This window comes from Phocaeicola plebeius, from assembly GCF_003437535.1.
In the GTDB taxonomy this organism is placed as follows: domain Bacteria; phylum Bacteroidota; class Bacteroidia; order Bacteroidales; family Bacteroidaceae; genus Phocaeicola; species Phocaeicola plebeius_A.
Genome location: NZ_QSQT01000011.1, coordinates 15385 through 41171 on the forward strand (window position 1 = coordinate 15385; position 25787 = coordinate 41171).

Annotated in this window: 17 protein-coding genes; 7 read left to right on the plus strand and 10 right to left on the minus strand. The window is 49.1% G+C overall.

The annotated features are described in order from the left end of the window. The first annotated feature begins 217 nt into the window (after positions 1-217). Positions 218-733, plus strand: coding sequence for a very short patch repair endonuclease (locus DXD04_RS07050; RefSeq protein ID WP_117672112.1), 516 nt, complete (start codon positions 218-220; stop codon positions 731-733). 10 nt (positions 734-743) lie between these two features. Next, a complete protein-coding gene (locus DXD04_RS07055) occupies positions 744-1052 on the plus strand; it encodes a DUF3784 domain-containing protein (RefSeq protein WP_117672114.1) in 309 nt (102 codons plus the stop codon). On the opposite strand, the gene DXD04_RS07060 is transcribed toward DXD04_RS07055, so the two are convergent. The 6 genes from DXD04_RS07060 to DXD04_RS07085 all read right to left on the minus strand — a co-directional run bounded on the left by DXD04_RS07060 (position 1049) and on the right by DXD04_RS07085 (position 11747). Beyond that, positions 1049-1828: an MBL fold metallo-hydrolase gene (locus tag DXD04_RS07060; RefSeq protein WP_117672116.1), complete on the minus strand. Its 780-nt coding sequence runs from the start codon at positions 1826-1828 to the stop codon at positions 1049-1051. The genes DXD04_RS07055 and DXD04_RS07060 overlap by 4 nt on opposite strands. A 65-nt stretch (positions 1829-1893) precedes the next feature. Then, positions 1894-5364, minus strand: coding sequence for an AAA domain-containing protein (locus DXD04_RS07065; RefSeq protein WP_117672118.1), 3471 nt, complete (start codon positions 5362-5364; stop codon positions 1894-1896). Between the two features lie 74 nt (positions 5365-5438). Then, entirely contained in the window at positions 5439-6314 is an 876-nt protein-coding gene (locus DXD04_RS07070) for a hypothetical protein (protein WP_117672120.1), read from the minus strand. Between the two features lie 3 nt (positions 6315-6317). After that, positions 6318-9989, minus strand: coding sequence for an ATP-binding protein (locus DXD04_RS07075; RefSeq protein WP_117672122.1), 3672 nt, complete (start codon positions 9987-9989; stop codon positions 6318-6320). Next, on the minus strand, positions 9973-10524 hold the full coding sequence (locus tag DXD04_RS07080; RefSeq protein WP_117672124.1) for a condensin complex protein MksE: 552 nt from the start codon (positions 10522-10524) through the stop codon (positions 9973-9975). The genes DXD04_RS07075 and DXD04_RS07080 overlap by 17 nt, the downstream gene beginning before the upstream one ends. A gap of 17 nt (positions 10525-10541) precedes the next feature. Then, entirely contained in the window at positions 10542-11747 is a 1206-nt protein-coding gene (locus tag DXD04_RS07085) for a hypothetical protein (protein ID WP_117672126.1), read from the minus strand. Positions 11748-11937: 190 nt separating this feature from the next. Here DXD04_RS07085 and DXD04_RS07090 point away from each other — a divergent pair, with 190 nt between their 5' ends. Further along, positions 11938-12429: a DUF4112 domain-containing protein gene (locus DXD04_RS07090; RefSeq protein ID WP_117672128.1), complete on the plus strand. Its 492-nt coding sequence runs from the start codon at positions 11938-11940 to the stop codon at positions 12427-12429. A 42-nt stretch (positions 12430-12471) separates the two neighbouring features. Continuing rightward, on the plus strand, positions 12472-12870 hold the full coding sequence (locus tag DXD04_RS07095; protein ID WP_117672130.1) for a BamJ family beta-barrel-assembly machinery protein: 399 nt from the start codon (positions 12472-12474) through the stop codon (positions 12868-12870). Between the two features lie 94 nt (positions 12871-12964). On the opposite strand, the gene DXD04_RS07100 is transcribed toward DXD04_RS07095, so the two are convergent. Continuing rightward, positions 12965-13582: an NYN domain-containing protein gene (locus DXD04_RS07100; RefSeq protein WP_117672132.1), complete on the minus strand. Its 618-nt coding sequence runs from the start codon at positions 13580-13582 to the stop codon at positions 12965-12967. A 150-nt stretch (positions 13583-13732) separates the two neighbouring features. After that, positions 13733-14407 carry a histidine phosphatase family protein gene (locus DXD04_RS07105; RefSeq protein WP_117672134.1) on the minus strand — a complete coding sequence of 225 codons (675 nt, stop codon included), beginning with the start codon at positions 14405-14407 and terminating at the stop codon, positions 13733-13735. Between the two features lie 101 nt (positions 14408-14508). Here DXD04_RS07105 and DXD04_RS07110 point away from each other — a divergent pair, with 101 nt between their 5' ends. Beyond that, positions 14509-15876, plus strand: a complete 1368-nt coding sequence (locus DXD04_RS07110) for an SH3 domain-containing protein (protein ID WP_117672136.1) — start codon at positions 14509-14511, stop codon at positions 15874-15876. 49 nt (positions 15877-15925) lie between these two features. Here the strand turns inward: DXD04_RS07110 and DXD04_RS07115 are convergent, their stop codons facing one another. Then, on the minus strand, positions 15926-17095 hold the full coding sequence (locus DXD04_RS07115; RefSeq protein WP_117672138.1) for an iron-containing alcohol dehydrogenase: 1170 nt from the start codon (positions 17093-17095) through the stop codon (positions 15926-15928). 195 nt (positions 17096-17290) lie between these two features. On the opposite strand from DXD04_RS07115, the gene DXD04_RS07120 reads away from it, so the two are divergent. After that, positions 17291-18199: a helix-turn-helix domain-containing protein gene (locus tag DXD04_RS07120; protein ID WP_117672140.1), complete on the plus strand. Its 909-nt coding sequence runs from the start codon at positions 17291-17293 to the stop codon at positions 18197-18199. A gap of 9 nt (positions 18200-18208) precedes the next feature. On the opposite strand, the gene DXD04_RS07125 is transcribed toward DXD04_RS07120, so the two are convergent. Beyond that, a complete protein-coding gene (locus DXD04_RS07125; RefSeq protein WP_117672142.1) occupies positions 18209-22330 on the minus strand; it encodes a hybrid sensor histidine kinase/response regulator transcription factor in 4122 nt (1373 codons plus the stop codon). Positions 22331-22571: 241 nt separating this feature from the next. Between DXD04_RS07125 and DXD04_RS07130 the strand changes: the two genes are divergently transcribed. Further along, positions 22572-25781: a SusC/RagA family TonB-linked outer membrane protein gene (locus DXD04_RS07130; protein ID WP_117672144.1), complete on the plus strand. Its 3210-nt coding sequence runs from the start codon at positions 22572-22574 to the stop codon at positions 25779-25781. The last annotated feature ends 6 nt before the right edge of the window (positions 25782-25787 follow it).

Genomic DNA, 25787 nt, shown 5'->3' on the forward strand with positions numbered 1-25787 from the left:
AAGGTCGCGACACGAACGTGACGAGACATCAGCACGAACGTGTCAAGACCTCGTCACGTACGTGTCGAGGTAAATTTAACTCAATTTTTAGAAAAATGCAAGAAGGTGCCTAACTATATTAAAAAATAAATACATAAGCTTTCGTTTTTAAGCCGGACAACATATTGCGACAAATAAATTATCATTACCTTTACAAAAAGATAAGAATCAAACAATCATGGACGTCCTCTCCAAAGACCAGCGGCACAAAAACATGGCTGCCATTCATTCGGCCAACACCAAGCCGGAAATGATAGTCAGGAAGTATCTGTTTGCTCACGGATTCAGATACCGCCTGAACCATCCGCGTCTGCCGGGACGTCCAGACATTGTGCTGCGGAAATACCGCACCTGTATCTTTATCAACGGCTGTTTCTGGCATGGTCATGAGGGTTGCAAATATTACGTCATTCCCAAATCGAACACGGAGTTCTGGACACGAAAAATCACACGCAACATCGAACGTGACAAGCGGGTACAGCAGGAACTGGCACGAATGGGGTGGCACTGCATGACGATATGGGAATGTGAGTTGAAACCCAAGAAACGGGAACAGACGCTCCTGGCACTGGAATATACGCTCAACCATATTTACCTGAAAGACCATACCGTGAGTTATTCCTTTGACGAAGAAGAGAAACCGCTTATGGCTGCGGAAGAATCAGAAGACACTTATCATACCCTAAAAAAATAAACCTCACAATATGAACTCATTCATACCCATCTTTTCAGCCTTCTTCATCCTGCTTGGACTCCTCGTCTGGAGATTCCCCAAACTCATTGCAGGATACAACACCATGACGCCCGAGCAACAAAAAAAAGTCGACGTCAAAGGGCTCAAAGCCTTCATGTGCCGTGTGTTCTGTGCAATCAGCATACTGGTTTTCGTGAGCTACCTGCTCCTGCGGCTGTTCATGGACGAAGCGTCGGCTATCAACATCAGTTCCATAGTAGTGCCCATAATAGGGGTTATCTATCTGCTGGCCGGTGGCCAACGGTACGATCACAACTAACGGGATGCCTGGGCGATAATCTCCTTTACTTCGCAGCACTCTCCTTCCCGACGGATGCACCAGAACGGGACGGACTTGGCGTCGGTAAACTCTTTCATCCGCCAGGCTGATTCGAAACCGCTGGCCACGAAATGCATGGGCACGAACAGGCCGGTACGGAACACGTCGAGGAACTGACGGGCTCCGCGGGTGTAGCCGTTGCCGATGCGCCCGTCTACGGGGAACATCACCACGTCAAAACGGTCGGTGAGCTTGCGGATGTCTTTCAGCTCGCCCAGGAAACGCTTTTCTTCCTTGGCAGGGTCAATGTCGATGCCGAAGTCAGGACTGTAGACCATTCCCCCGTGATAGTCGTCGGTCAGGAAGCGGGCGTACCAGTTGTTCAGGTCGCCGGCATGGAAGATACGCTCGCCGTCGGTCTCTATCACCCACGACACGCCGCTGTCATTACTTCCGGTGGCCGTCACGCGGAGGAGTTCGTCTTCCCACGTGGCACCTTTCCCCAGCCAGGCGTCGGCTTCTTCCTTCTGCGCCCGACGGTGTTTCAGGATGTCTTTCGAAAGGATGTAGCGCACGTTCGCTTTCCGGGTCCGCCAGGAGAAGATGTCGCGGTTGAAATGGTCTTCATGGAAATGACTGGAGAAAACGTACAAGGGCTTGGGCGACTGCAACAGGCGGGGCATCACGCCGGCAGGGTCCATCCAGTAGTCGAACACGAGGATGCAGCGGTCGGTCTCGAGGGAAAAGCCGCTGTGGAAGATATAGGTAAGTTGCATAGGCTGCTTGAATAGTTTGTGCAAAGATAGCGTTTTTGCCGGAAAGGAGCAGCCAGCCCCGGGGATTAAGGGGCTGTGCCCTCCACTTTATAACGGATGGAGCGTTCGCTGCGTTGCAGGCAGTCGGTGAACACGCGCAGGTCGTTGGTGTAGTTCATCAGTTCCCACACGAGTTGCACTTCTTCGTCAGTCCAGGCTGCTCTGTGGCGCGGATATTTTTTCCGGATTTCCTGCAAAGGTTCCGGATTGGAATCTTCCGGAAAGTTCAGCCGGCTGGCCCGTTCACGAAGATGTGTCAGCACACTGTTCCAATAGTTGTGATAGAGGGGCTGACAGAAGAAGTCTGCACAAAGAATCTTCTGCTTCGGCGGACAGTAGAAAAGAGCCTCCCTGTCAATGGCTTCCAGTTCTTGCATCAGCTGGTCGATACATGCAGCGGCGGCCGGAGCCTGCACCAAGATGGAGCATTCATGGCGGGCATCGTCCTTATTCCGTCGGGCCGAAAGCCAGTTGAACGAGCCTTCCACCAGCAGGCGGTCGTCCACCACCAAGGTCTTGTTGTGGATGCCTTTCAACACCCGCAGACTGACGTGGTGTTCTACCAGTGCGCGGCGGGCTTGCAGACTTTCTTCCTTCCACAAGCCGTTTTTCTTATCCAGGTAATGGTCGGTATACACCACCACTTCTACCCCACGTTCCACTGCTTCCTGAATGAGGGGCAGCAGGTGGTCGCTTTCAAGGGCACGGATGGAGAGGAAGGGCGACACAATCACCACTTTCCGGCGAGCGGTCTGAAGGGCCTGACGCAAGATGTCCGTATGGGCCTCAAGGGTGGACAGACGGCAGACTGCGGCCGACTGACGGGGCACGTCGAGCGACTGGCTCAGAAGGGGTTCCTCGTCCTGGTAGAGAAAGTGGGAGGAGATTTCGCTCTGCTGACTGTCGAACAGCCACTTAGCCAGATTGCCCGACGGGGTGTCCCGGTCGGGATGGAAGATGTTCATGTGGCCGAACACCAGAAAGTGGTATTGCGCACGCGACACGGCCACATTGAGCATATTGTACTTTCCGCCTGCTTCCATAAAGTAGGAAGTGTCGTCGGGTGAATTGACGGGCGAGAATATCACCAGCGGGTACTGAGCTCCTTGCAGCGAGTGGACGGTGCCGACGGTCATTGTGACGAAGTCTGCGGCATCGGGCAGTCCGGACAGCAGCTTGCGCAAAAGGCGTTCCTGTGCCTTGAACGGGGTAACGATGGCGGCTACCTGAGAAATGGGCTTTCCGTAGGCTTCTTCCAGCTTTCTTTTCTCGCGCGACAGCCATTTCACGATGGCAGCAGCTTCGGCTTCATTGAATCGGCTTCCGGTCTTTCCCTTCTGGCTGTATCCGTTCACATGGACATAGCCTTTGGAGGGAAGAGCCGCGTATTTCGGACGGTCGCCTTTCAAGGGAAGCAGTCGCCCGTGGTACACGTAGTCATTGCAATAGGCGATGATAGAGTCCAGGCAGCGGCGGTGTTCGCGCAGGAAGGCCCCGCGCTCGCCGTCCACCAGATAGCTGCCACTCTTGCGGGCCATTTTCATCAGGCTTCCGGAAGAGGACAAGAAACCGTGTTCGGTCAGGAAAGCATACAACGGAGCTTTTGACGAAGTGACTACCCCGGAGCGGCGGAGGTTGATGAAAGAGTATTGTCCGGTCACGGGCCAGATGGGCTCTATCTGTTCGATGTCGCCCACGAGGATGGCTTGCCGGGCCAGACTAAACGAGGGTACAGCCAGCTCGGGCGACACCTGTCCGGATTCGTCCACAATGAGCAGGTCGATGGTATTGTAGAGAGGTATGGAGAGATTATCTTCATTAATATAGGTCATGTAGCGCGGAAGAGAGTGGAACGTGGAGATGAATACCGGCATCACGCAGGCCAGCCGTCTCAGACGTTCGAGGTAAACGGCATGGTCCTGGCGGTTCAGGTTTCCGGTGCAACGGCTCAGACGACGGATGAACTCGGCCTCACGGCAGTGGATGGCATACCAGAACATCTGGTAGCGGTAGCTGATGTCCAGGCGCACGGCCATATCTTCCATGCAGGGCAGGTTCCTGTACTCCTCTCCTTCCGTCAGCCGGGTGTAGCGTGCCCTGAAATCGTCGTTCTCCTCCCAGCGGGCCATGGTTTCTTCGTAGGCGGAAGAAGTCTTGCGGAAATGTTGCATCATCCGGACAAGCAGATTCTTTCCTTCATTTACAGTATCAGATTCTTTCTGTGCAGCAGCCTCCATGCCCGTTTCAATCCAGACCTTCAGCAGGGCCATCTGTTCACGAAGGTAGTACTGACACTCTGTTTCATCCTTGCACGAGGTACGGAAGTAACGGTTGAACAGCTCCAGATAGTATGCGCGGTACTCGTCTACCCGCTCTGGATTATCGTACGCTTCTGGAAAGCCCTTTCCACTGTTGTTCAGCATCATGGCATAGCGTTCAGTCAGCTCTTTCTTTCCAGACAGGTACAAGCCTAACGTATCCAGGTCCGGCAACCAGCGTGCCGCCAGGCGTACCTCAGCTGCATCTGTCTCAACGGCTTCCATCTCGAAATCCTTGAGTATGTTGGTAATGGCCTGATTGTTGACCGAACTAGCCACAATAAGCTCAGGTTCTCCATCCGTCAGCACGGAATGCACCAGCCGGTTGGCTATGACCGTCTGCAGGAAAGTGGTCTTTCCCGTTCCCGGAGGACCGTTGACCGCAAAAATCCGGCTGCCACGAGGATGGGTGTACATGGCGAGCGTTTCACGCTGGGAAACGGATAAGGGGAAATCACTGCTCATCTGGGCCAGGTGCTGCTTGTTGGCATAAATCTCCCGACGGGCAGGCATCGGAAGCAACGGTTCGCACTCGCAGCGCGTCAAGCACTCCAGCAGCGGGAGGTCTTCCTTGCACTCCAGCAACTTGTCGTACAACCTCAGGATATTCTGTGCCATCCCCGTGACGGGCGCCTTCGTGATGACCATCTCCGGCTGGTTGGGGTAGTTCATTTCGGCAAACGTCATCCCGGTGGCTTTCCGGAAGAGGGCTTCGCATGCCTCCCAGTATTCCTCTTCGGTAGCCACATCGGTCTTGAACGCACTCAGCAGGCTGTCCACCTCGTCGAGGGAAGCAAGGGTACGGTCGTCCTTGGCATTGGGCGAAAGGAACTTGCGGACGAACATCGGCACACGGTCCATCGGGTTTTCGGGCAACTGCAAGGAACCGTCGGGTCCTAACGCCGCCGTAATGAAGAAAGGATATTCAGAAAACGTCTTACCAATAGGTTTGCCATTCTCATATTCGGGAAGCAGCACACAGGGGGCAATGCGCACCTTACACTTCTTCCCGTCTTCCCTTTCGTCGGGGAAAAGCAGTTCGATGTCTTCTTCCGGTATTGACTCCGGCATACGGTCTTCAAACACCAGCGTCACACGCGGCTCTTTATAGAACATGCTGTTACTCCACTCAGCATCCAGCAGGCAGTTTTTCCAGTATTTAAGCAGTTTCTTGTTCATAGGTACACAATAAGGGACAAAAATAGACGCATTCCACCACAATCGAAACAATGCGGCGGTAATAAAGCGTAATTTTACCTAAAAACAATTGAAGAGATATATCCTTCCTGCTCGTAAACCCGATGATAACGGTGAATCATCTCTACCAGCGGAATGAGGCGTACATCCTCCGGCACCAGATGGCAGAAGCGTGCATACTGGCGGTCGTACAGGGTGGCATTTCCATTCTTCAGCTTTATTTCAATATCGTCCGGCACAAAGAAAGAAGCCCGGTTGCCCAGGTATTTATAGAATTCGGTGAGATAGATATGAATGCCGGCCAGGTCGAAATCACCGAAATGCAGGTAATCATTGGGAACCGAAAGGAGCCAGTTGCGCAAGTCATCCGACTGAGGATAACGTGACACAAGGAGTACTTTCCGGGCCTTGAACAAATGTCGCTGACGGTGAAGCAGACGAAAGTTGTCGCCGTTCTCCACACCCACCACAAGCACATCGGAGGGTATGCGGAATTTCTCCGGTTCCTGCACAAAAAAAGCCATACCTTCCAGCGGAGAGAGGGTGAAAGATTTCTCTCCCATCGTCACCTCCAATGGCTCGCAACAATTTACCAGAAAGCCGCGGAAGGTCCGCACACGAACAAGCTTGGAGTCGCCGGTTTCATTTACCAGTACACTCCGGTCCAGATCAGGGTTATGTCCATCGGTCAGCTCTATCCACCGGGACAATTCGGCCCCACCCGTATACTTGTTCTTCACATAACGGATGCTTGCCTCTACATCCAGCAACCGATAAGAGTTACGGCTTCCATGAGTGATGACAGAAAGCAACCCTTCTTCTTTCAGTTCATCGGCAAACCAGCGCGGGAAAAGGCTGGAAGGAAGTGTCTCTCCCTGTATAAGACGAAGTACCTTACGGCATATTGACGGAGTAAATTTTTTCTGTTCCATAAACTATTGCTTGCGTGTGAGTAAAGGTACCACCTGCGTAAAACTCTGAGCATCCTTACTCAAAAGATAAGTATAACGATAATCCTCCACATTGTAGGTGGTAGGAGAACTGTTGACCAGTACGATATTCCGGCAGTTGGCAAAAGCCAGAATACCTTTGACATTGTTGGGATGAAGCTTGCCGATTTCGTCCATCATGCAATGAATCCGGAAATCTCCGAACTTACGCGAAGCTTTCTCCTTGAACACGTTAATCAGCATGATGTTAACCATGGCTTTCACCAGAATATCCGTTCCGTCCGACCCCACATTGGCTATCTTTTCGGTCCATCCGGTATCGTTATCATTCTCTTTCACACGGAACTGCAGATTGAACGTGTCAGACAATACCAGGCTTTTGCGAGACGGATTGTCTCTCAGCTGCCGGCTGAATGAATAAAGATACTTCACCGCCTTTTCGTTCACTTCCATACGCGAGTCCTGCGAGAAAAGATCAAGGGCTCCCATGTTAAACTGATGTTCTTCATTGAACTGCTTGATTTCTACCAAAAGCTGCATCAGCTTGTCATCGCTGGCCTGAGTCCGCAGTTCGATGCCACGGATGACTCCGGCAAAGTTCCGCCTTACAAAGTCTTCGTTTATGGCACGAATGGTTTTCTGTATCTCACTTTCATGCTGGGTCAAATCACCCGTCTCCTTCGAGATTCGCTGGATAATGTTGGTGTAGCGCTCACTGATACGTGTCTGATATTCCACAATTTTGTTATCTTCCACAAACTCACAAAGATTTGCCGCAAAATCATAGAAATCAGAGTCGCTTACCAACGTTTCGGGGAAATGGAAGGTGTTCTTAGCCGTAAAATTGCCATGGAATGCATTGACCGCCCGCTTGAACTGGTCCAGCTCTCTATGAATGGAAATAATAAGCGACTTCAAGTCTCCGATAATGGTTCCACAAGACTTCCGGGTAGGGCGCATTTCCGAGGTATACGACTCGGACGGACAGAGGTCTTCGTCTGCACGGAAAGCTTTCAGGCTGGCCAAATCTTTATGAATGTCTGCATGCTCTTTTCTTCTGGCTTCCAGTGTCTTATCTGCCTCACTCTGCTGGCTTAGCAGACGCTCCATACGAAGCTTGTACTTATTTTCCAAATCTTCCAGCTGCGCATCGTTTGTTTTTTTCTCGTTGCGCAGTTGCGGCTCCCGGTCGAAATACTCGCGTTTGTCTTTCTCAAAATCGGATACCAAAGAACGTTTACGGACAATGTATTCCAGCTCCTGACGGATGTCGGCCATACGTTTCTCGTAACTGGTAATGACAGACATATCCGCCCCGCTTCCTTCAAGTTCCTTGGCCTGTGAGCGCCGCAGCTCTGCCTTTTTCGTTTCCATTTCAACTCGCTGACGAGTAATCTCTTCATGGATAACGCCAGTTTCCTGCCGAACGACCTCCTCTTCAGCCTTTTCCGTTTTCCGCAGTTCTTCGGCCAATTGCTTCAGGCGTTTCTCCTTTTCCGCCCGTAAACGCTTGTCTTCATCTTCCCAACGCACCTGTTCCTGCGACTTCTGAGCTAACTGCAATTCTACCTGCTCTGTCTGCTCCCGTTTCCATTCGGCCTCTTTCCGCTGCCAGGAGGTAAGTTCAGCCTGCAAGTGTTTCCGTCTGGCAGGAATCTGCTGCAACTGGGCCTCCAAAAGGTGCTGTTTGTCGGCTACCTCCCGAATCTGCCGGTTATATTTCTTCTTTATCTGGCCGAGTGTTTCCTCCCGACGTCCGTTCAACTGAGCCAACTCGCGGACATACGACTCACGGGCAGCTTCCTTTTCGGCCAGTTCTTCCTTTAAACGGGCTGGCGTACGCAATTCTTTCGCCACTCCCGAAAGTTCAACCCGTACGCCGAACAGCGTATTGTCACTGTCCCCAACCAATACCGGATGCAAATCCTGTGCATACAGAATCAGCTCTTCATCTGCCACTTTCCCGATTGTTTCCTGCCACCCCGGCTTGTGCGCGTCCAGCCATTCACAGAAGGAACCTTTCCAACGGTCAAGAAGACTGGTAAGGGTCTGAATTTCTTCGTCCAATGCCGTACGACGGCGCACCAGTTCCTCAGCTTCTTGCTTGAACTGCCACTCACTCTCTTTCATCTCATCGCTACATTTCTGTCGCAACTGGTCGCACGTGAGTTTCAGACCGGCTACCTGCCAGCTTGTCTGCCTTTCTTCATCTTTCAATGCATCCAACCGTTCCTGATAGTCCCCGGTTTCTTTCTCAAAATGGCAAGTCAGCTGAATGCGAATCTTCTGCTGACGAAGTGCGGAAATTTCTTCGGTGAGCCGTATCCGGTTTTCATTCCACGTTTTTTGTCTCTCCTCATACATATTCCGCACGTGTACCTCTTGTTCCCGATAGCGGGCATACAATTCATTTCTCCAGACGTTCAATTCATTTTCACGGGCCAGCACAGCCTTTCGCCGTTCATTCTCAAATGCGGTAAAGGCCGCCTCTACCTTTCCGACCAGCAAGTCGTATTTCTGCAACACATCCCTGTAAGTAGCAGTCAATTCTGCATACGTCTGTTTCAAACTTTCCTGCTCATGCAGCAAGGCTGCTTCACCTGCCACACGCCGCATCACCTCTTCTATGCCTTCTTTCTCATAATACAAGCGCTTTTCGCGGATACGCTTCAAATCGTCGGCTATCGCCCCTTCCCGGCGCACCAGCTTGTCACGTTCGGCAGAATACTTGCCTCTCTCTTCTCCTACAAGCCGCGACAACCGTGCCCGCTTCTCTTCTGCTTCCTGAATCTGTTCCTCGAGCACCGGCAACATGTCATGAGCTGCTTTCTCTGCATAATTCAATTCAGCTCTACCTTCTTCCAGCTGCTTTTGAGAATAAAGTAAGCTCCGATAGCGCTGAATGACCTGTTCCGCCTGCTTGCGCACTACAATCTCCCCATTTTTGTTGGGACGCAGCCACCGCATGACATCATCATATTCCTGCTCAAAAGCTTCTATCTGGCTCCGGTAATAAGTCAGGTCGATAGACACATCTTCCTCATTCATGGACTGGATGATGGTATCTTTCACAAAATCGGCATCCAAACGGGAATTCAAGAATACATGCTGAATAGTACGAGGAATGTTCTGATACTTGCTACTTTCTACAATGGCAAACTTACGATAAGCCACCATATCGGGCTTGCGGTTGTTTCCAAAGATGATGTCACGAAACATTTCATAGCTCGTAACAAGCGGAGTAATCGTACAACGGGCATCCGACTCAAGAATACGTGTACGCACCTCACTCCAATCGGCAGATACCTCGTGACGGTCGTTCACAAACCATGCTTTCCGATAAAGAGCATCTATCAGGCGGAAAGCAGCCCGTCCCATAGATTTGGACACCACTACGGAATATGCGCTATTCTCACGTACCACCTCGTACACGATATACGAGTTGGCATAGGGCAAATAAAAAGCGTCGAAATTCTGCTTTTCTTTCGGAATGCCCAGATGCAGTTTGTCGGCATTATAGAAAAACAAGATAGCTCGCAGAAGGGTACTCTTTCCCACTCCCTGCGTACCAATGAAATGCACATTGCCGTCCACCCGGATTTCGGCATAAGGAATATGCGCACTATTCAGGAATATGACTTTATTCAGATATCTCATCGCTTGTATCCTCCAATATCGTGATGCAGTCCACCATTTCTTCCATATAGTGGAATGCGGTTAGTACTTTATAAGTTTCATCATGCTCGTTTTCCAGTTCAATCATCCCAGCCTTTTCCAGCTCTGCCACCAACTTCTCTACAACCTCTCCGAATTTCTTCTTGTCAGAAAACAAGCGGGAAGCCTTTTCCTTCAGTTCCATGTTACATCCTATCTGCACCTCAATATCTGCCCGTCGGAACAGGAATCCGGGACCAAAAGCCGAATGATACGTTTTCAGGAAGCTCAGGTAATCAATCCATTTGCCTACAGCTTCCAGCTTTCGTTCCAAATCGACCCGGGTTTCCTGACGTGTAAACAGGTAATATCCGTTGCCCGCTTCCAGATAGAAGCCGATACCTTTATAATAATCGTAATACTCCGTAAAATCTTCTTCAAGCGCATCATAGTACCGCTTGACGGTTGGCGAGACACTATTGGCGGAAATAAATCCTCCCCTGCTCAGAATATTGAATATTTCTTCCGTGTATTTCATCGTTTTATCAAGTATGATTAAGGGTTTTGTCGTAAATAAATCAAAGGGTACTCCACCTCAGAGGTTGACTCATAATGGTCGGTAAAATCCAGCTCATCCGCATACTGAGAAGCCAGCTGGCAGAAAAACAGCAGCTTGTCTTCTTCCGCCACCGGCTTGCCATAGGAATAATTTATTACGAACCGGAACAAATGTGTGCCAGAGGCAGCAAAGGCATTGAATACTTCCTGCAAGTTGACCCTGTCCATTACCTCACCTGCCTGTGACAGATAACTTTCCGGAATGGCTCCGGCCACATTCCGCGGACCACGCGCGTCCTTCTTCCGCCGTGACATCACCTTACGAATCAACTCCAATGCCACTTCAGAAGTATGCAGATTTGACAGAGACAACTTGATGCGATAGTTGGGCTGCGGTTCCATCCACACCGGATTCTTTTCGCCAATGACCCGGCGAATATCTGTATTCTCTTCAAGCAGGAACTGATCGCGCAGGTACTTCAATCGCCTTACCTTTTCAAAAATACGATTCTGGTAGGCTATCAAGTTCAAGTAATGAATAATCTGTTTTTCTATTTCAATCAGGTTATGATACGAATCGTTCAGCTGAAGCTTTACATCACTCACCACAGCCCGCATCTGTACATCCATAGCCACACGGAAAAAGGTAGGTTGCTGTGAGTCTATCACTTCTTCACTCCGAGTTATAAGCAAAGCTATGTTACGCCGTTTTTCATCCAGTTTTTTCAATTTGGCCAATTTCACCTGATAATTTGGTTCCGTTTTATAAGTTACATCCAAATTACGTTTCAAGTCCATCACATTACGTACGGTAGCCAGTGCAATGTTTTTCAAACAACGTCTCACCTCTCGCTGATACGCATACTTCCGCTGTTCATTGTTCTCCTTCAGGAAATAATCGATGTTATCATTCAAATGATTCAGATAATCTTGCACGAACGACACATTGATTTCCTCGTTTATTTGCAGAACCTCTTCGAAAAACTTCAAGTACAAGTCTTCCATTTCCAGGAAATCACCGCTTTCTCGCAGCACACCGTATTCAATAAGAAAACGAATACGCTCTTCCTTGTATTCAGTTAATTCAAGGGCATAATCATAACGGAATGAGAGCTGTTTACGTTTGTAAAACATTTCCTTGAGCAACACTTTTTCACGCTCAAACATTTTCACAAGTTCATCTATAGAACGGAATGTATTCATCGTATCAAATATAATGTCATTAAAGCAAAGGCGTTTTTAGCAAAGATAGGGATTATCCGGAAATCTCCACCAAATATCGTTATCTTTTCATAAGACGGGATGCGGTTCAGCATCGTCTTTTCTCAAAAGCGGGCTTCGGGTTTGACACTGCATTCACCTTTTTGTATCTTTGCGCCAAACTAGCTGCTACATGAAAAGTACGAAACAAGACATAAAACGCATGCAGTGGGAAAACGACCCACTTTACCGGCTGATAAGAACCATCAAGAATGTAATGGACCGATACTACCTCGACCCTCTCATTGGATTGCTTTTTCCAACGGCGGGCGACATTTTCTCTTCGGCCATGACACTGCCCTTTCTCACGGTGTCGCTGTTCAAAATCAAGTCCATTCCCCTCACCCTGGCCATCCTCTACAACATGCTGGTGGACATGATGCTGGGTATCATTCCGCTCTGGATTGGCGACCTGCTGGATATTTTCAGCCGTTCGTACGCGAAAAACTACCGGTTGATTGTGGGTTTCGTGGAAGGTGACAAAGAGGTGATTCAAGAGGTAAACCGCAAAGCCCTGCTGACAGCCGTGGGCATCCTGGTGCTGTGCGTAATTATCTACTGGGTGGCCAAACTGGCAGTCTACCTGACTACGGCGCTATGGACATGGATAAGCGGACTGTTTTAAGTATCCCGGAAAATACGTACCTTTACGCCAAAATCATTCATAATGGGAAAGAAAGAATACGTGCAGGCCAACAAGGACTGGCTGGCCGAAAAGGCAAAGGAAGAGGGAGTGATGCCGCTCCCGAAGGGTATTTACTACAAGGTGCTGGCATCGGGCAAGAACGACGGCAAGCATCCCACACCGCGGAGCATCGTCACCGCGCACTACACGGGATGGACTATTAACGGCAAGAAGTTTGACAGCAGCCGCAGCGGTGCGCCCGTAGCCTTCCGCCTGAGCGACCTGATTGAGGGATGGATTATCGCCATGCAGCAAATGTGTGTGGGCGACAAATGGGAGGTGTACATTCCGTCGGAAATGGGATACGGCAAGTTCTCACAGCCCGGCATCCCCGGCGGCTCTACCCTGATTTTTGAGATTGAACTGTTCGGAATAGCCTGAGTGCAGGCTATTCCAATACTAAAAGGGTTATCGAATATTACTTATTCTCTGAGAAGTAGGCTTTGGCAAAATCACATTCTGTCTTCGAAAAACATTACACATTTCTGCACAACTTGCCAAGCAATTCTTTATCTTGCGCAATCATTTCATTCATCTCGATATGCGTGCACGCTTCCTCACGTAAAAGTCGCGCACTGGAAGACTGTTCCGACAGATTCCACGTAAGTAACACCACGTGAATCTTCAGCGATTTCAACTTCTTGACCAGCATTTCGTGGTCGGCATCTCCCGTAATCAGCACTACATAATCAAATTCGCGGAACACGGAAAGCTCATAGGCCTCCAAAGCAAACCACACATCTATCCCCTTTTCTACGACCGTAATATCTCCATCTCTCTGTACTTCCCGCAGGTGCTTGTAATGGAAAATTACATCATTTTCAATCAGACTGTCTTCAAACTTTCGCTCGGAAAACAACAGATGTTTGCTATTGGCATCATTCACCCGATAACGCCCCCGGAAATAATGGCTTTCTGTAATGTAACAATTGGTTATTTCCAACCCACTCCGACGCGCAATCTCCGCACGAATAAAATCAAACAAGGATTTGATTTTAATATTTAAAGACAATTGATCGGACAAGGCCTCATTTATCTTTGAAAAATAGCCCCCATCTATGAAAATACCGATTGATTTTGATTCTGTTATCATTGTTGTTATATGTTTTTGATAGTAATATCGCAAGGTAGGACATCTTTCAATAGCAGGCAACTGAAAATAAAAGAAAAATCGCAGACATGTATCTAAAACATATTTTTCATGCAGTTCCTTTAAATTCCTTTCTCTTCTTTGAAAAGATTATCAGAGCAACCTGATGGGCCTGCTTCTTCGAACAGCCGTTCCATCCTTTTCCAATGGGGTTACAAGCTCATAGTCCCCGGTGTCATCATTTAATTGCAAGATGACCAGCTGACCGTTTTTAGGCGAACGCATCTGTTCAAACTCTTCCACGGTGAGATGAAACCAGCGCATGACGAACAAGCGTATGGCCAGTGAATGGGTTATCAGCACACAATTTTGTGGATAATCTTCACGCAAGAAGTCACGATGAAGCGAACCTAAGAGGTCATTGATACGGTCGTACACATCCGTGCCGGCTTCTCCTCCCGGAAAACGGTAGTAGAAAATGCCATAGTCCCTGCGCTCTTTCTTCAGTTGCTGCAACTCGGCATACGTGCGAAGGTATCCCCATTCCTGTTCACGCAAACGAGGTTCCTCGCTGTATTCAAACTGGTTTCTCGGGAAGCTGCGCGCTATGTTCTCAAAGGTGGAACGGGTACGCCAAAATGGAGAAACATAAAAATACATAGATTCCTCATCCACCAGTTCCCTCAACTTTTGTCCGGCTTCACGGGCCTGAGCTACTCCTTTTTCTGTCAGTTCAATGGTATAATCCGGTTCTGTGGCAAATTTGCTTTCGTCGGTATTGGCATGGCATTCTCCATGACGTATAAGAATAATTCGATGTGGTTTCATAAAAGATTTTTTATTTTATCATTCTTTTTCATCTTTCTAAATATGTACGATGTATAAAATGCAATATAGAAATTTTTTCTTACATTTGACCATAAGATGTGATGAAACGATTCATATACATATTTATCATGCTGCTTTGGATGATTTCTTATGCCACGGCACAAGAGTCTCTTCCCTGCAGGGGAACCGCAACCACCGTATTGAACGTGCGTTCCGGACCCGGCATCAGCTATGCGCGCGTCGGACAGCTCAGTCGCGGACAGGAGGTCAATGTCATTCAGAAATCAAGCAACAACTGGGTACAGATTGAGTTCGGTTCACAAAGGGGATATGCCTACTCCAAATACCTGAAATTCTCTCCTTTGCCCCAAAAGGCAAACTCTCCGCCTGCCAAATCGTATTCCGGTTCCTCTTCATGGAGTTTCTGGTCAGTAGTATGGAACATCATTACCTGGGGACTGGGTATTTATTTGGGACTGGTGGTGCTGTACTGGCTGTTGAAAATACTTATTATCTCCTATTTCATCGTATCGGCCTGCCTTACCTTTACGTTCAGGATGTTGAGTCTTCCTTTCTTCTTTCTTAATGCCCTGCAGCGATACCTAGCAAAGCCATGGTTTATCTTCTTCAAGAAAAACCGTTTCAGCAACGCCACCAATGAGAACCTGCGTTTCATTTTCTATTTCCTGCAATTCCCGTTCTATGTCCTGCTGTTTCCATTGAGAATTGTCAATGCTGTCTTTTTCAATCTCCTGGTACATTGTTCCTTCGAAATGTTCAATTATGTGATGGAAGTAATTTTACCCTCAGAAGACAAGGAAGGGCATGACGATTTTATCCGATGGATTTTGTTCTTACCCTACAGAATCATCAAATACGTGGTATGGCATGGCTCGCTGACCATCATTGAAAGCGCGATATGGACGGTAATAGAAGTCTTTTTACCTACTCTGACCCTCTTTCACGGTACCTCCAATGACGCAGCCGAATCCATCGTAGCGTGCCCTAATCGGGGAAGTTACCGGGGACGAGATGTAGGAATCTGGCGCGTAGGTGGCGGTAATTATGCTGGAAACGGCATTTATTTTGCACCGGCACGCAGTACGGCCCGACATTATTCCGCAGGAGCCATCATCGTCTGTCGCGTAACACTGGGAAGTACGCTCGACCTTGGCATGGCGCCTTATCATGTGTATTATCAATGCGGGAAACCCAACGCACTGGAAGCCACCCGCTGGGGACTGGAGAATAATTATGTGACGGGAGAATGGTGGCGTCCCGACGAAGGATGGTGGGAATACTGCATGTACGACTGGCAGAACCGCTACAACTACAGCTGGCGCATACGTCCGCTTTATGTAATCGATCTTGATAGCGGCTACATACAGCGCATCCCTGGTGGCATGTGCCACTGGCTTTTCCGGAAAATGGTCATTATGGACCTGCTAAATTCCATGCTCGGCGATTAAAAAAATGCGGGGAACGGCTTGTCTACCATTCCCCGCATTTTCATATTGTTTACAGCGCAGCCTTCAGAATGGAAAGGATGTCCTGTTCGTTCAGCGGAGCAAACGTGCCCGGTGCGTCCAGTCCCTCATTCACAGCAATGTGATGTGCCATTTCTTCCAGACGGGAATCGTCAATGCCTACCTCACGCAAGGTCATCGGCATGCCCAGACTCTTGAAGAACTGTGCGGTACGTGCGATGGTCTGCTCGGCAATTTCCGACGGAGCCTGATCGGCAGCCAGTCCGAAGACGTTCACACCAAATTTCACGATGCGTTCCTGTGTGCGCTCGTTGAGCACGTGGCGCATCCAGTGTGGTGTAATGATGGCCAGACCTTCTCCATGCGTAATGTCATAATATCCCGACAAGGCATGTTCGATGCCGTGCATGGGCCAGGGAGAACCGCCGGTACCGAGGGCCAGCAGACCGTTGCAGCCAAAGGTGCAGGCATACATGATTTCGGCACGTGCTTCGTAATCGTCCGGTTTCTCCAGTGCAATCGGAGCATATTTCATCAGGGTCTTTACCAACGTTTCACAGAAACCGTCGGCCACGGAATTGGAGGCATGAGTGAAATACTGTTCCATCACATGGTTGATGGCATCGGCTACTCCTGCTGCCGTGTGCTTGGCATTGACCGTAAAGGTGTAGGTCGGGTCAAGGAAAGAGCAGGCCGGGAACAGATGCGGGTCGATATAAGCCACCTTGTCGTTGGTCTCTGTGCGGGAAATGACTCCTCCGGCATCGTACTCACTGCCTGTAGCGGCCAGGGTAAGGATGTCCACAATCGGCAGTGCAGCCAGCGTAGGAGCCTTTCCGATAATCAAGTCCCAGGTCTCGCCGTCGTATTTGGCACCTCCGGCAATGGCTTTCGAACAGTCGAGTACCGAACCGCCACCCACAGAAAGAATCACGTCAATCTGCTGTTCCTTGCAGATGCGTACGCCTTCCACTACACTGGTAGAGTATTTCGGGTTCGGCTCAATCCCACCCAGTTCAAAGATTTCAAAGTCTTTCAACAGTTCTTTCACGCGGTCGTACAGGCCGATACGTTTGATGCTTCCTCCACCGTATGTCAACAGGATGCGACGTCCGAACGGGCGCATCACCTCTGGCAGTCCAGCCACTACATCCCGGCCAAAAATCAGACGGGTCGGGGTTTGATAGTCAAAGTTCTTCATTGTTTGTTCCTTTTTGTCATTTCAATTATGGATGTGGCAAAATTACGCAAAAGAAACCATAGACAATGATACAAATTACCGATGTTTCTACCCCAATGCTCGATTTTACATTTGTTTTATATCTGCCATTCTATAACACGGATATAGGTATTCCCGAGAATAAGTATTACATTTGCCCGAAAATAAAATTGACAGATGATGAAAGAAGAAGTGATAGAACTGGACACAGTGGATAAATACAACAAATTCTTCAAAGTGGAGACGTATCATCCCATGGTTACCGTGGTAGACCTTTCAAAGATTACTCAGCCTGCACAGCCATTTACCATAAATTATGGCATCTATGCCTTGTTTCTGAAAGATACGCTCTGCGGAGACATTACCTACGGCCGGCAGCCTTACGACTACCAGGAAGGAACCATTGTCTGTTTTGCACCGGGACAGGTGGCTTCCATCCACGCACAGGAAGGAACGCGTCCCACCGGATACGGACTGCTCTTCCATCCGGACTTGATTCATGGTACCCAACTGGGACACGATATCCGGAATTATTCTTTCTTCTCTTACGAAGCCCGCGAAGCCTTGCACCTCTCGGAAGAAGAACGGCACACGGTGATAGACTGCCTGCATAAAATCGATACGGAGCTGAGACGTCCTGCCGACAAGCACAGCCGGCGGCTGATTACGGCCAACATCGGACTGCTGCTGGATTACTGCATGCGTTTCTATGAGCGGCAGTTCACCACACGCGAAGCCTCCAACAAGGACATCATCGTACGTTTTGAGCAGCTGCTGGACGAATACTTCGACGGACAGACACCTCAGGAAGAAGGACTGCCTACGGTGAAATATTTTGCTGAACGGGTATTCCTCTCGCCCAACTATTTCGGCGACATGATTAGTAAGCAGACGGGGAAAACGGCGTCCGAGTACATCCAGTCAAAGGTAGTGGAAAGAGCCAAAGACATGCTGCTTTCTACCACCAAGCCCATGAGTGAGATTGCCTACAGCCTGGGCTTCCAGTATCCGCAGCACATGAGCCGCATGTTCAAGCGGCTGGTAGGTCACAGTCCCAATAAATACAGAACGCAGCAAAGGGGCTGAACCGTCTTTTTACTTGTTCTTCTGATTATCCTCCGCATACTTGGAAGGAGACACGCCAAACATATCCGTAAAATGCTTGCGGAACGTGGGCAGATCATTGAAGCCCACGCGCTCGGCTACCTCCGTGACCGGGAGACTGGTTTCCATCAGCAGGAATGCGGCCTGCGTCATGCGGATGTGGCGAATCAGTTCCACAGCCGACAGGTCGGTGTGCTGTTTCAGTTTGCGGTAGAGCGTAGCCTGACTCATGTGGAGTTCTCCGGCCAGCACTTTGACATTAAACTCGGGATTGCTGGCATGGCCCTCGATGCACGACAGCACCTGTTGCATGAACTCACTTTCGGTGCCTTCGGGTTTCTCTGCCGATACGGAAGAAGTATGTAGCAGCGTACGGGTGTAAATCTGCTTCAAGCGACGACGCATGTCGAGCAGATGGGCCACCTTGGCCAGCAGCACTTCCGGATTGAACGGTTTACGCACATAATCGTCGGCTCCACGATAAGAAGCTTCCACACTGTCCTTATCCTCTGCCTTGGCCGTGAGCAGCAGAATGGGAATGTGAGCCGTTTCCTTCCGCTTGCGCAACTCGGCACAGCAGGTAAAGCCGTCCATCACCGGCATCATTACATCCGACAGTACCAGGTCGGGCACTTGTTCTACGGCCACCTTCACTCCCTCTTCCCCGTTCTCCGCTTCCAGTACCCGATAGTATTTCTTCATCAGGTCGCGCAGGTAACGGCGCATGTCGGTATTGTCTTCTATGATAAGCACCGTCTGGCGGGCGGCGGTACGTTCTTCCTCCGTTTTCTGTGAGGTTTCTTCCGCTTCCGGCAACAGCATCAGGTCTGAGATATTTTCTCTTCCCTTTTCTTTATCATCCGCGTCCGGAGTTTCATCCCACGTGCAGTCGTCTTCTTCGAAATGCGATTTTCCTTCGGGCAGGTACACAGCGAACGATGTTCCTTTTCCCGGTTCACTCTCCACGTTCACTCGTCCGTGATGCATCTCCACGATGTGCTTCACGATTTTCAGTCCCACTCCCATGCGGGTAGAAACTGACGGATCTGCATCGCCGGTTACGAAAGGCTCAAAAATATGCTGCAGCAATCCGGCATCTATTCCTTTTCCGGTATCCGTCACCGAAATGCAGCAGAAAGGTTTCTGATCGAACTCCTTCCGTTCTACCGAGAGACTGATTTTTCCTCCTTCGGGTGTGTATTTAAAGGCATTCGAAATCAGATTCTGAATGACCGATGAAAGTTTCTCCCGGTCGGCCCATATCGTAATATGTTCCGACCCCTGCACCCATGCATACGTTATCCGGCGTTCGGCCGCCAGCGGCTGAAAACCTTCTGCCACATCCCTCATCAGGGATAGCACGTCTACCGCAGACAGACGCAGTTTCACCATGCCCGCTTCTGCTTTCTGGATATACAGCAAACGGTCGGTCAGGGTATGCAGTCCTTCGGCATACTTGAACATGACGGACAGACGACTATAAAACGGATGTGCGGGTGTAATTTTGGAGAGCAGTTCACGCAGCGGAGACAAGATAAGGGTAAGCGGAGTGCGCAGTTCATGGGCTGCCATCGTGAAGAAAGCCTCACGCTCCTTGCGAAGTTCCACTTCCTTGTTTCGTTCCATATTGACCGTAAACAGTTCATGCTCCAGGCGCAGTTCATATTGTATCCGCTTTTGCTTCAATCGCACACGATGCAGGTAAATCAACACGATACTAATCAAGCCAGCTGCCACAAGCAGACGGAACCAGAGAGTTTCACTCCAGTGAGGAGCAATCACCACCTTCAGGGTACTGACATCCCCTTCACTCTGGTCCTGGAAAATGGTCTTCACCTGAAAGGTATAGGTACCGGCCGGCAAACGGTCATACGAGATTTTTTCTCCTTCATCGGCCATAATCCATTCCTCCTGATAAGGATACAGGCGGAAAAGGTATTTCTGAAGTTTGGTCAGATAGAGCAAGTTAGTAAACAGCAGGGAGAAACTGCGGTTTTCATGTGTCAGGTGCAGTTCGGAAGTATAAAGCAACGACTGGGGCAACACCACCTGCCCGTTGACCTTCTGCCCGATTTGCACGGGAGTATGGTTCACTTCCAGGTCGGTAAAAATCACCAGCCCCTTTTCCTTCGGATAATTAAAGCGAAGGTCGGAAGGACGGAAATAGGTCAGCATGCTGTGGTTTCCCCAGAAAAGAAAGTCCTTGCCGAAAAAGACGGAGCGGTTGCTACCCGAAATATAATAGTTATAGAATGACTGCAAATGACGGCTCAGGCGGGAAATACCGGAGTTGGAGCCTACCCAAAGAGAGTGGTCATTGTCTTCGGCCAGTGCGGTCACAAAATTGCTGCACAACCCCTGGGCGGTAGTATAACGGGTCAGGATGCTGTCTCCTTCCGGCGAACAGGCCACCAGACCGCTTCCGGCGTATCCTGCCCACAGTTTCTTGTCTGTCCCATACAGCAGGGCACGGACTTCGATTTCCGTATCCGGCATACCGGCCCTGGCTTCGTATCCGGCATGTGTCCGCAGCACCTTGGTACCGCTCATCCACAGCCGAAGCAAGCCTCTTCCGGTTCCCAGCCATAAAGTCTGATTATCACCGGCCGCCAACGCACGTATATGGATATGATCCGGGATTTGCGGATTACTCCAGCCGATGTGCGTTGAAGTTCCCCGCTGAAAATCCACCCAGTACAGGCCGTCGCTGGTACCCGCCCAGCACTGTTCGTCCGAAACCATAAGCAGGCTCCATACCACTGGAGAAGGCTGTCCGAGAGTGCCAATCCGCATGTCATCCCATTTCCGGTCTTTTCCGTAACGAAGCACCCGTCCGTCCTGCGTACCGAACCAAAAACCTCCATTCTTGTCCGGCGAACTGCAAAGCACGGTTTTCAGGCCCGGAATGCCGGTATCAAACGATTCAAACGACAGCGAATGTGATACGTCAAAAGGCTGCGTGCTCCGCAACACTCCCTTGTGAAACGTAGCCAGCCAGACGTAACCATCTTCGTCCATCTGGATGCCACAGATTTCATTGGAACGGGTCTGTGCATACTGGTGATAAAACAGCTGGCGCAAGTCGGAAAACAGCACCCCTCCTCCTTCGGTGCCAATCCACAACAATCCTTCCTCGTCGTAATAGCCCGAAATCATGCGTGTCTCGAAATATTGTTTTCCGTTATGAATGAAAGACTGAAAATCGCGCAACTTGATTGCCCGTTCCGGCGTAAGACTCAACAAAGTATATCCGTTCCATGTAACGGCCAGGTACCGGGAATTCCCTATCGGGAGCAAACGAAAGACATCGTTATGCGACAGCTGCTCCCCCATTCTTTCTGAAATATACTGCCAGTGATGCAACTTTCCGTTTGTCAGGTCGTAACCATACAATCCGTCACCCACGGTAGGAATCCAGATGAACGAATCATCGTTCAGCAAAGAAGATACCCACCTGCCGGACGACAACTGCCCGTCACAGACTTTCTTCAACTGCCTTTGTCCGGGCGTAAAACGATAGACAGTTCCATTCCGGCTTGCACAATACAGCATCTTCCCGTCTTCTCCCATACACAGCACCACAAACGGATCACTTTGTGAATTGTTCACCACATGACGCACAGAGACAAACGCTGTGTCCTGCACAAAGGAGGACGGGAAATTCACTTCCGACAATTCACCGGAAGATACGCCCCAGCAACTGCCGTCAGAATCGGCCACAAAATCGGCGAACATCACAGGCTGTTTGCTCACCGAATCGCACACGGGAAGAAAGCGTTCGTATTTCTTGTCGAACAAGAACAGGTTCTGTTCCGAACGGAGAAGCAGGTAATCCGTATCCAGCGATACTACCCTGTCTATTCTCCGGTAAGAGATTCCCGGCATCCGGAACACTTTGAAGGTACGTCCGTCGTAACGGTTCAGTCCGCTGCCGGTTCCGAACCACATGAATCCCTCCGTATCCTTTGCCACGGAATGAATGTCATTGTCCGACAATCCGTCGTTCATGTTCAATACCTGAAAATCCTTCTCGGAAAGTGTCTGTGCACCCGCCGGAAGAAGCGAGAAAATACAAAGAAAAGATACAATGAGCAGGCAGTATATATTTTTCATTTCTCAGATTAAGCTATGTAATGGTTGCGCAAAGAAACAAAAATCTTGTCTAAAAAGTCAGAATACCGGTAAAAAAAACAGTTTTTACCCCCATAAAAACGCAGATAAGAAGAATACCGACTGTTAATGCAACGTTTACCCACTGCCCTTACACCATTTATTTCGGAGATTTGCAACAGGAAAACCTGAAAACTTGTTTAACCATCTATATATAAACTTTAATCTTAAAACCATGAGTCACATGAAAACACAATTCATCTCTCTGCTCATAGCTTTGCTGGCGGGACTATTACCACTGCAAGCGCAACAGGTGAGCATCTCCGGAATTGTTACAGACAAGAAACTGAATGAGCCCATCATCGGAGCTTCAGTAGTAGTTAAAGGTACAAGCAACGGTTGTATCACCGACCTGGACGGAAACTTCCAGCTGAACAACGTTGCCTCAGGAAGTACATTAGTAGTTTCCTACATCGGTTATCAAACCCAGGAAATCCCCGTACAAAAAGGAAAGACTTCTTATCAGGTCACTTTGTCGGAAGATACTCAGACACTCGATGAAGTGGTAGTAGTAGGTTTCGGTACACAGAAGAAAGTGAACCTGACCGGTGCCGTGGCCACAGTTGACACCAAGGCTTTGGAATCAAGACCTGTGTCACAAGTGGGACAGGCATTGCAGGGTACCGTGCCGGGACTAAACTTATCAACTGCTGACCTGGGTGGACAGCTCGGACAATCCATGAAAGTAAACATCCGTGGAACAGGAACAATCGGTACCGGTTCAAAGGGTGAACCTCTTATCTTGATTGACGGTATGGAAGGAAATATGAATACTCTGAACCCGGAAGATATTGAAAGCATCTCCGTACTGAAAGACGCTGCATCTTCTTCTATCTACGGTTCACGTGCTGCCTTCGGTGTAATCTTGATCACTACCAAGAAAGGTAAAGCTGGAAAAATGACCATCAACTACAACAACAGTTTCCGTTATTCCGGTCCGACCAACCTGCCGAATCAGCTCGATTCTTACCGCTTTGCCAACTTCTTCAACGAAGCAGCCGTAAACCAGGGTGATAAAATTATTTTCGACGAAGAAACTATCGGACGTATTCAGGACTACATGGCAGGTAAAATCACTACCACTACCATTCCTAACGGCAGCAACTGGCATTTCCATGAAAAAGCCAATGACAACGTCAACTGGTACAAAACACATTTCACCTGGGCCTGGAGTCAGGAACACAACCTCAGCATGAGCGGAGGAACCGAAAAACTACAATATTATGTATCGGGAAGTTATCTGAACCAGAACGGTAACCTGCGCTACGGTAATGATAACATGAAACGTTACAATCTGAGTGCAAAAATCAACACAAAAATTAATAAATATATTGATTTCAACCTGAGCACAAAATTCATCCGCTACGACCTTGACAACCCAATTTATCTGGAAGAAGGCGGCTTGCTGTATCATGACATTGCCCGTATGTGGCCGACAATGCCATTTAAAGATCCGAACGGACACTATATGCGCAACGGAAAGCTGGCACAGCTGACTGACGGCGGTCGTTCCAAAACACACAACGATGACATCTATCTGCAAGGACAGGTGATACTCCACCCGCTCAAGAACTGGAATATCTATGCAGAAGCTGGCATGCGCGTCATTAACCAGAACAAGCAAGTGAACCTGAACAAGATTTATGAATATGACATCAACGACAATCCTGTAGAACTGGCATTCAGCGGTAGCTATGCACCGGGAGCCACTTTTGCCCGCATGAACTACCTGAATAGCAACTTCTACACCACTTCTTTCTATACCGATTATACCCTCGAGAAGAATGACCATTACCTGAAAGTAATGCTGGGTATGAACACAGAAGAATACATTGTACGTTCTCTGTCGGCACAGCGCAGTGATGTCATTTCAGGACTGATTCCGGAAATCAGCGCTTCGGTAGGTGAAGATAAAATCAACAATGACGACAATAATCCTACCCAATACAGAAACTGGGCTACCGCCGGGTTCTTCGGACGTATCAACTACTCTTATAAAGAACGCTATTTGTTTGAAGCCAACCTCCGTTACGACGGTTCTTCACGTTTCCTTCGCGACCAGCGCTGGAACCTCTTCCCGTCATTCTCTTTCGGATGGAACATGGCACACGAATCATTCTTTGCTCCGCTGACCAAAGTTATCAATACGTTCAAACCACGTGTATCATGGGGTATGCTGGGTAACCAGAACACCGATGAGTTCTATCCGTTCTATCTGACACAAAATGTAGTAGCCAATGGCGGAAGCTGGCTGATGGGCGGTGTACGTCCTACTATTTCCGGTGTGCCAGGACTGGTCAGCAGTACACTTACCTGGGAAAAGATTTACAATACCAATATTGGTTTTGACTTCGGATTGCTTAACAACCGCTTGACAGGTTCATTTGAATATTTCATCCGCCGTACCAAAGGTATGGTAGGTCCTCCGGCTGAAATCGGTGCTGCACTGGGTACTACACTGCCTAATACCAATAATGCCGAACTGGAAAACAAGGGATGGGACTTGAACATCTCCTGGAGAGACCGTATCGGACAAGTAAACTACGATTTGGGCTTCAACCTTTCCGACAATCGTGCAAAAGTGAAAAAATATCCGAATGCATCAAAAGCTATCTATCAGGCCGACGGTGTAACCTATGCTTACTACGATGGAAAGACTATCGGTGAAATCTGGGGATATGAAACTCAGGGTATTGCACAGAGCGACCAGCAGATGCAGGAATGGCAGGCTGCAAACGATCAGAGCAAACTGGGTTCTCAGTGGGGCGCTGGTGATATCATGTACAAGGATTTGAACGGTGACAAAGTGGTTGACGATGGTTCCAAGACAGTAGACGACCACGGTGATTTGAGAGTTATCGGTAACAGCGAACCTCGTTTCAACTTTGGTCTTCACCTTGGTGCCGACTGGAAAGGCTTCGATGTACAGATGTTCTTCCAGGGTGTATTGAAACGCGATCTCTGGCTCAGCGGTCCGTTATTCTGGGGAGCTGACGGAGGAGAATGGCAGTCTGTAGGTTACGAAGAACACCTCGATTACTGGCGTCCGCAAAACACAACTTCTATCTTCGGTCCGAACGCAGATGCCTACTACCCGAAAGCTTATATCGGCGACAAAGGAGATAAAAACAAACTAACACAGACCGGTTACCTGCAAAACGGAGCTTACATGCGTATGAAGAACCTGCAAGTGGGTTACACCTTCCCGAAAGCATGGACCAGCAAAGTCAATATCGAAAAAGTACGCGTGTACTTCAGTGCAGAAAACCTGTTTACCATCAGCGGTATTGCTGATATGTTCGACCCTGAGGCCATTGCAGCCAACGGATGGTCCAGCGGAAAAACTTATCCGCTTTCACAGACCTTCTCATTCGGTATCAACGTGACACTCTAACCCTTA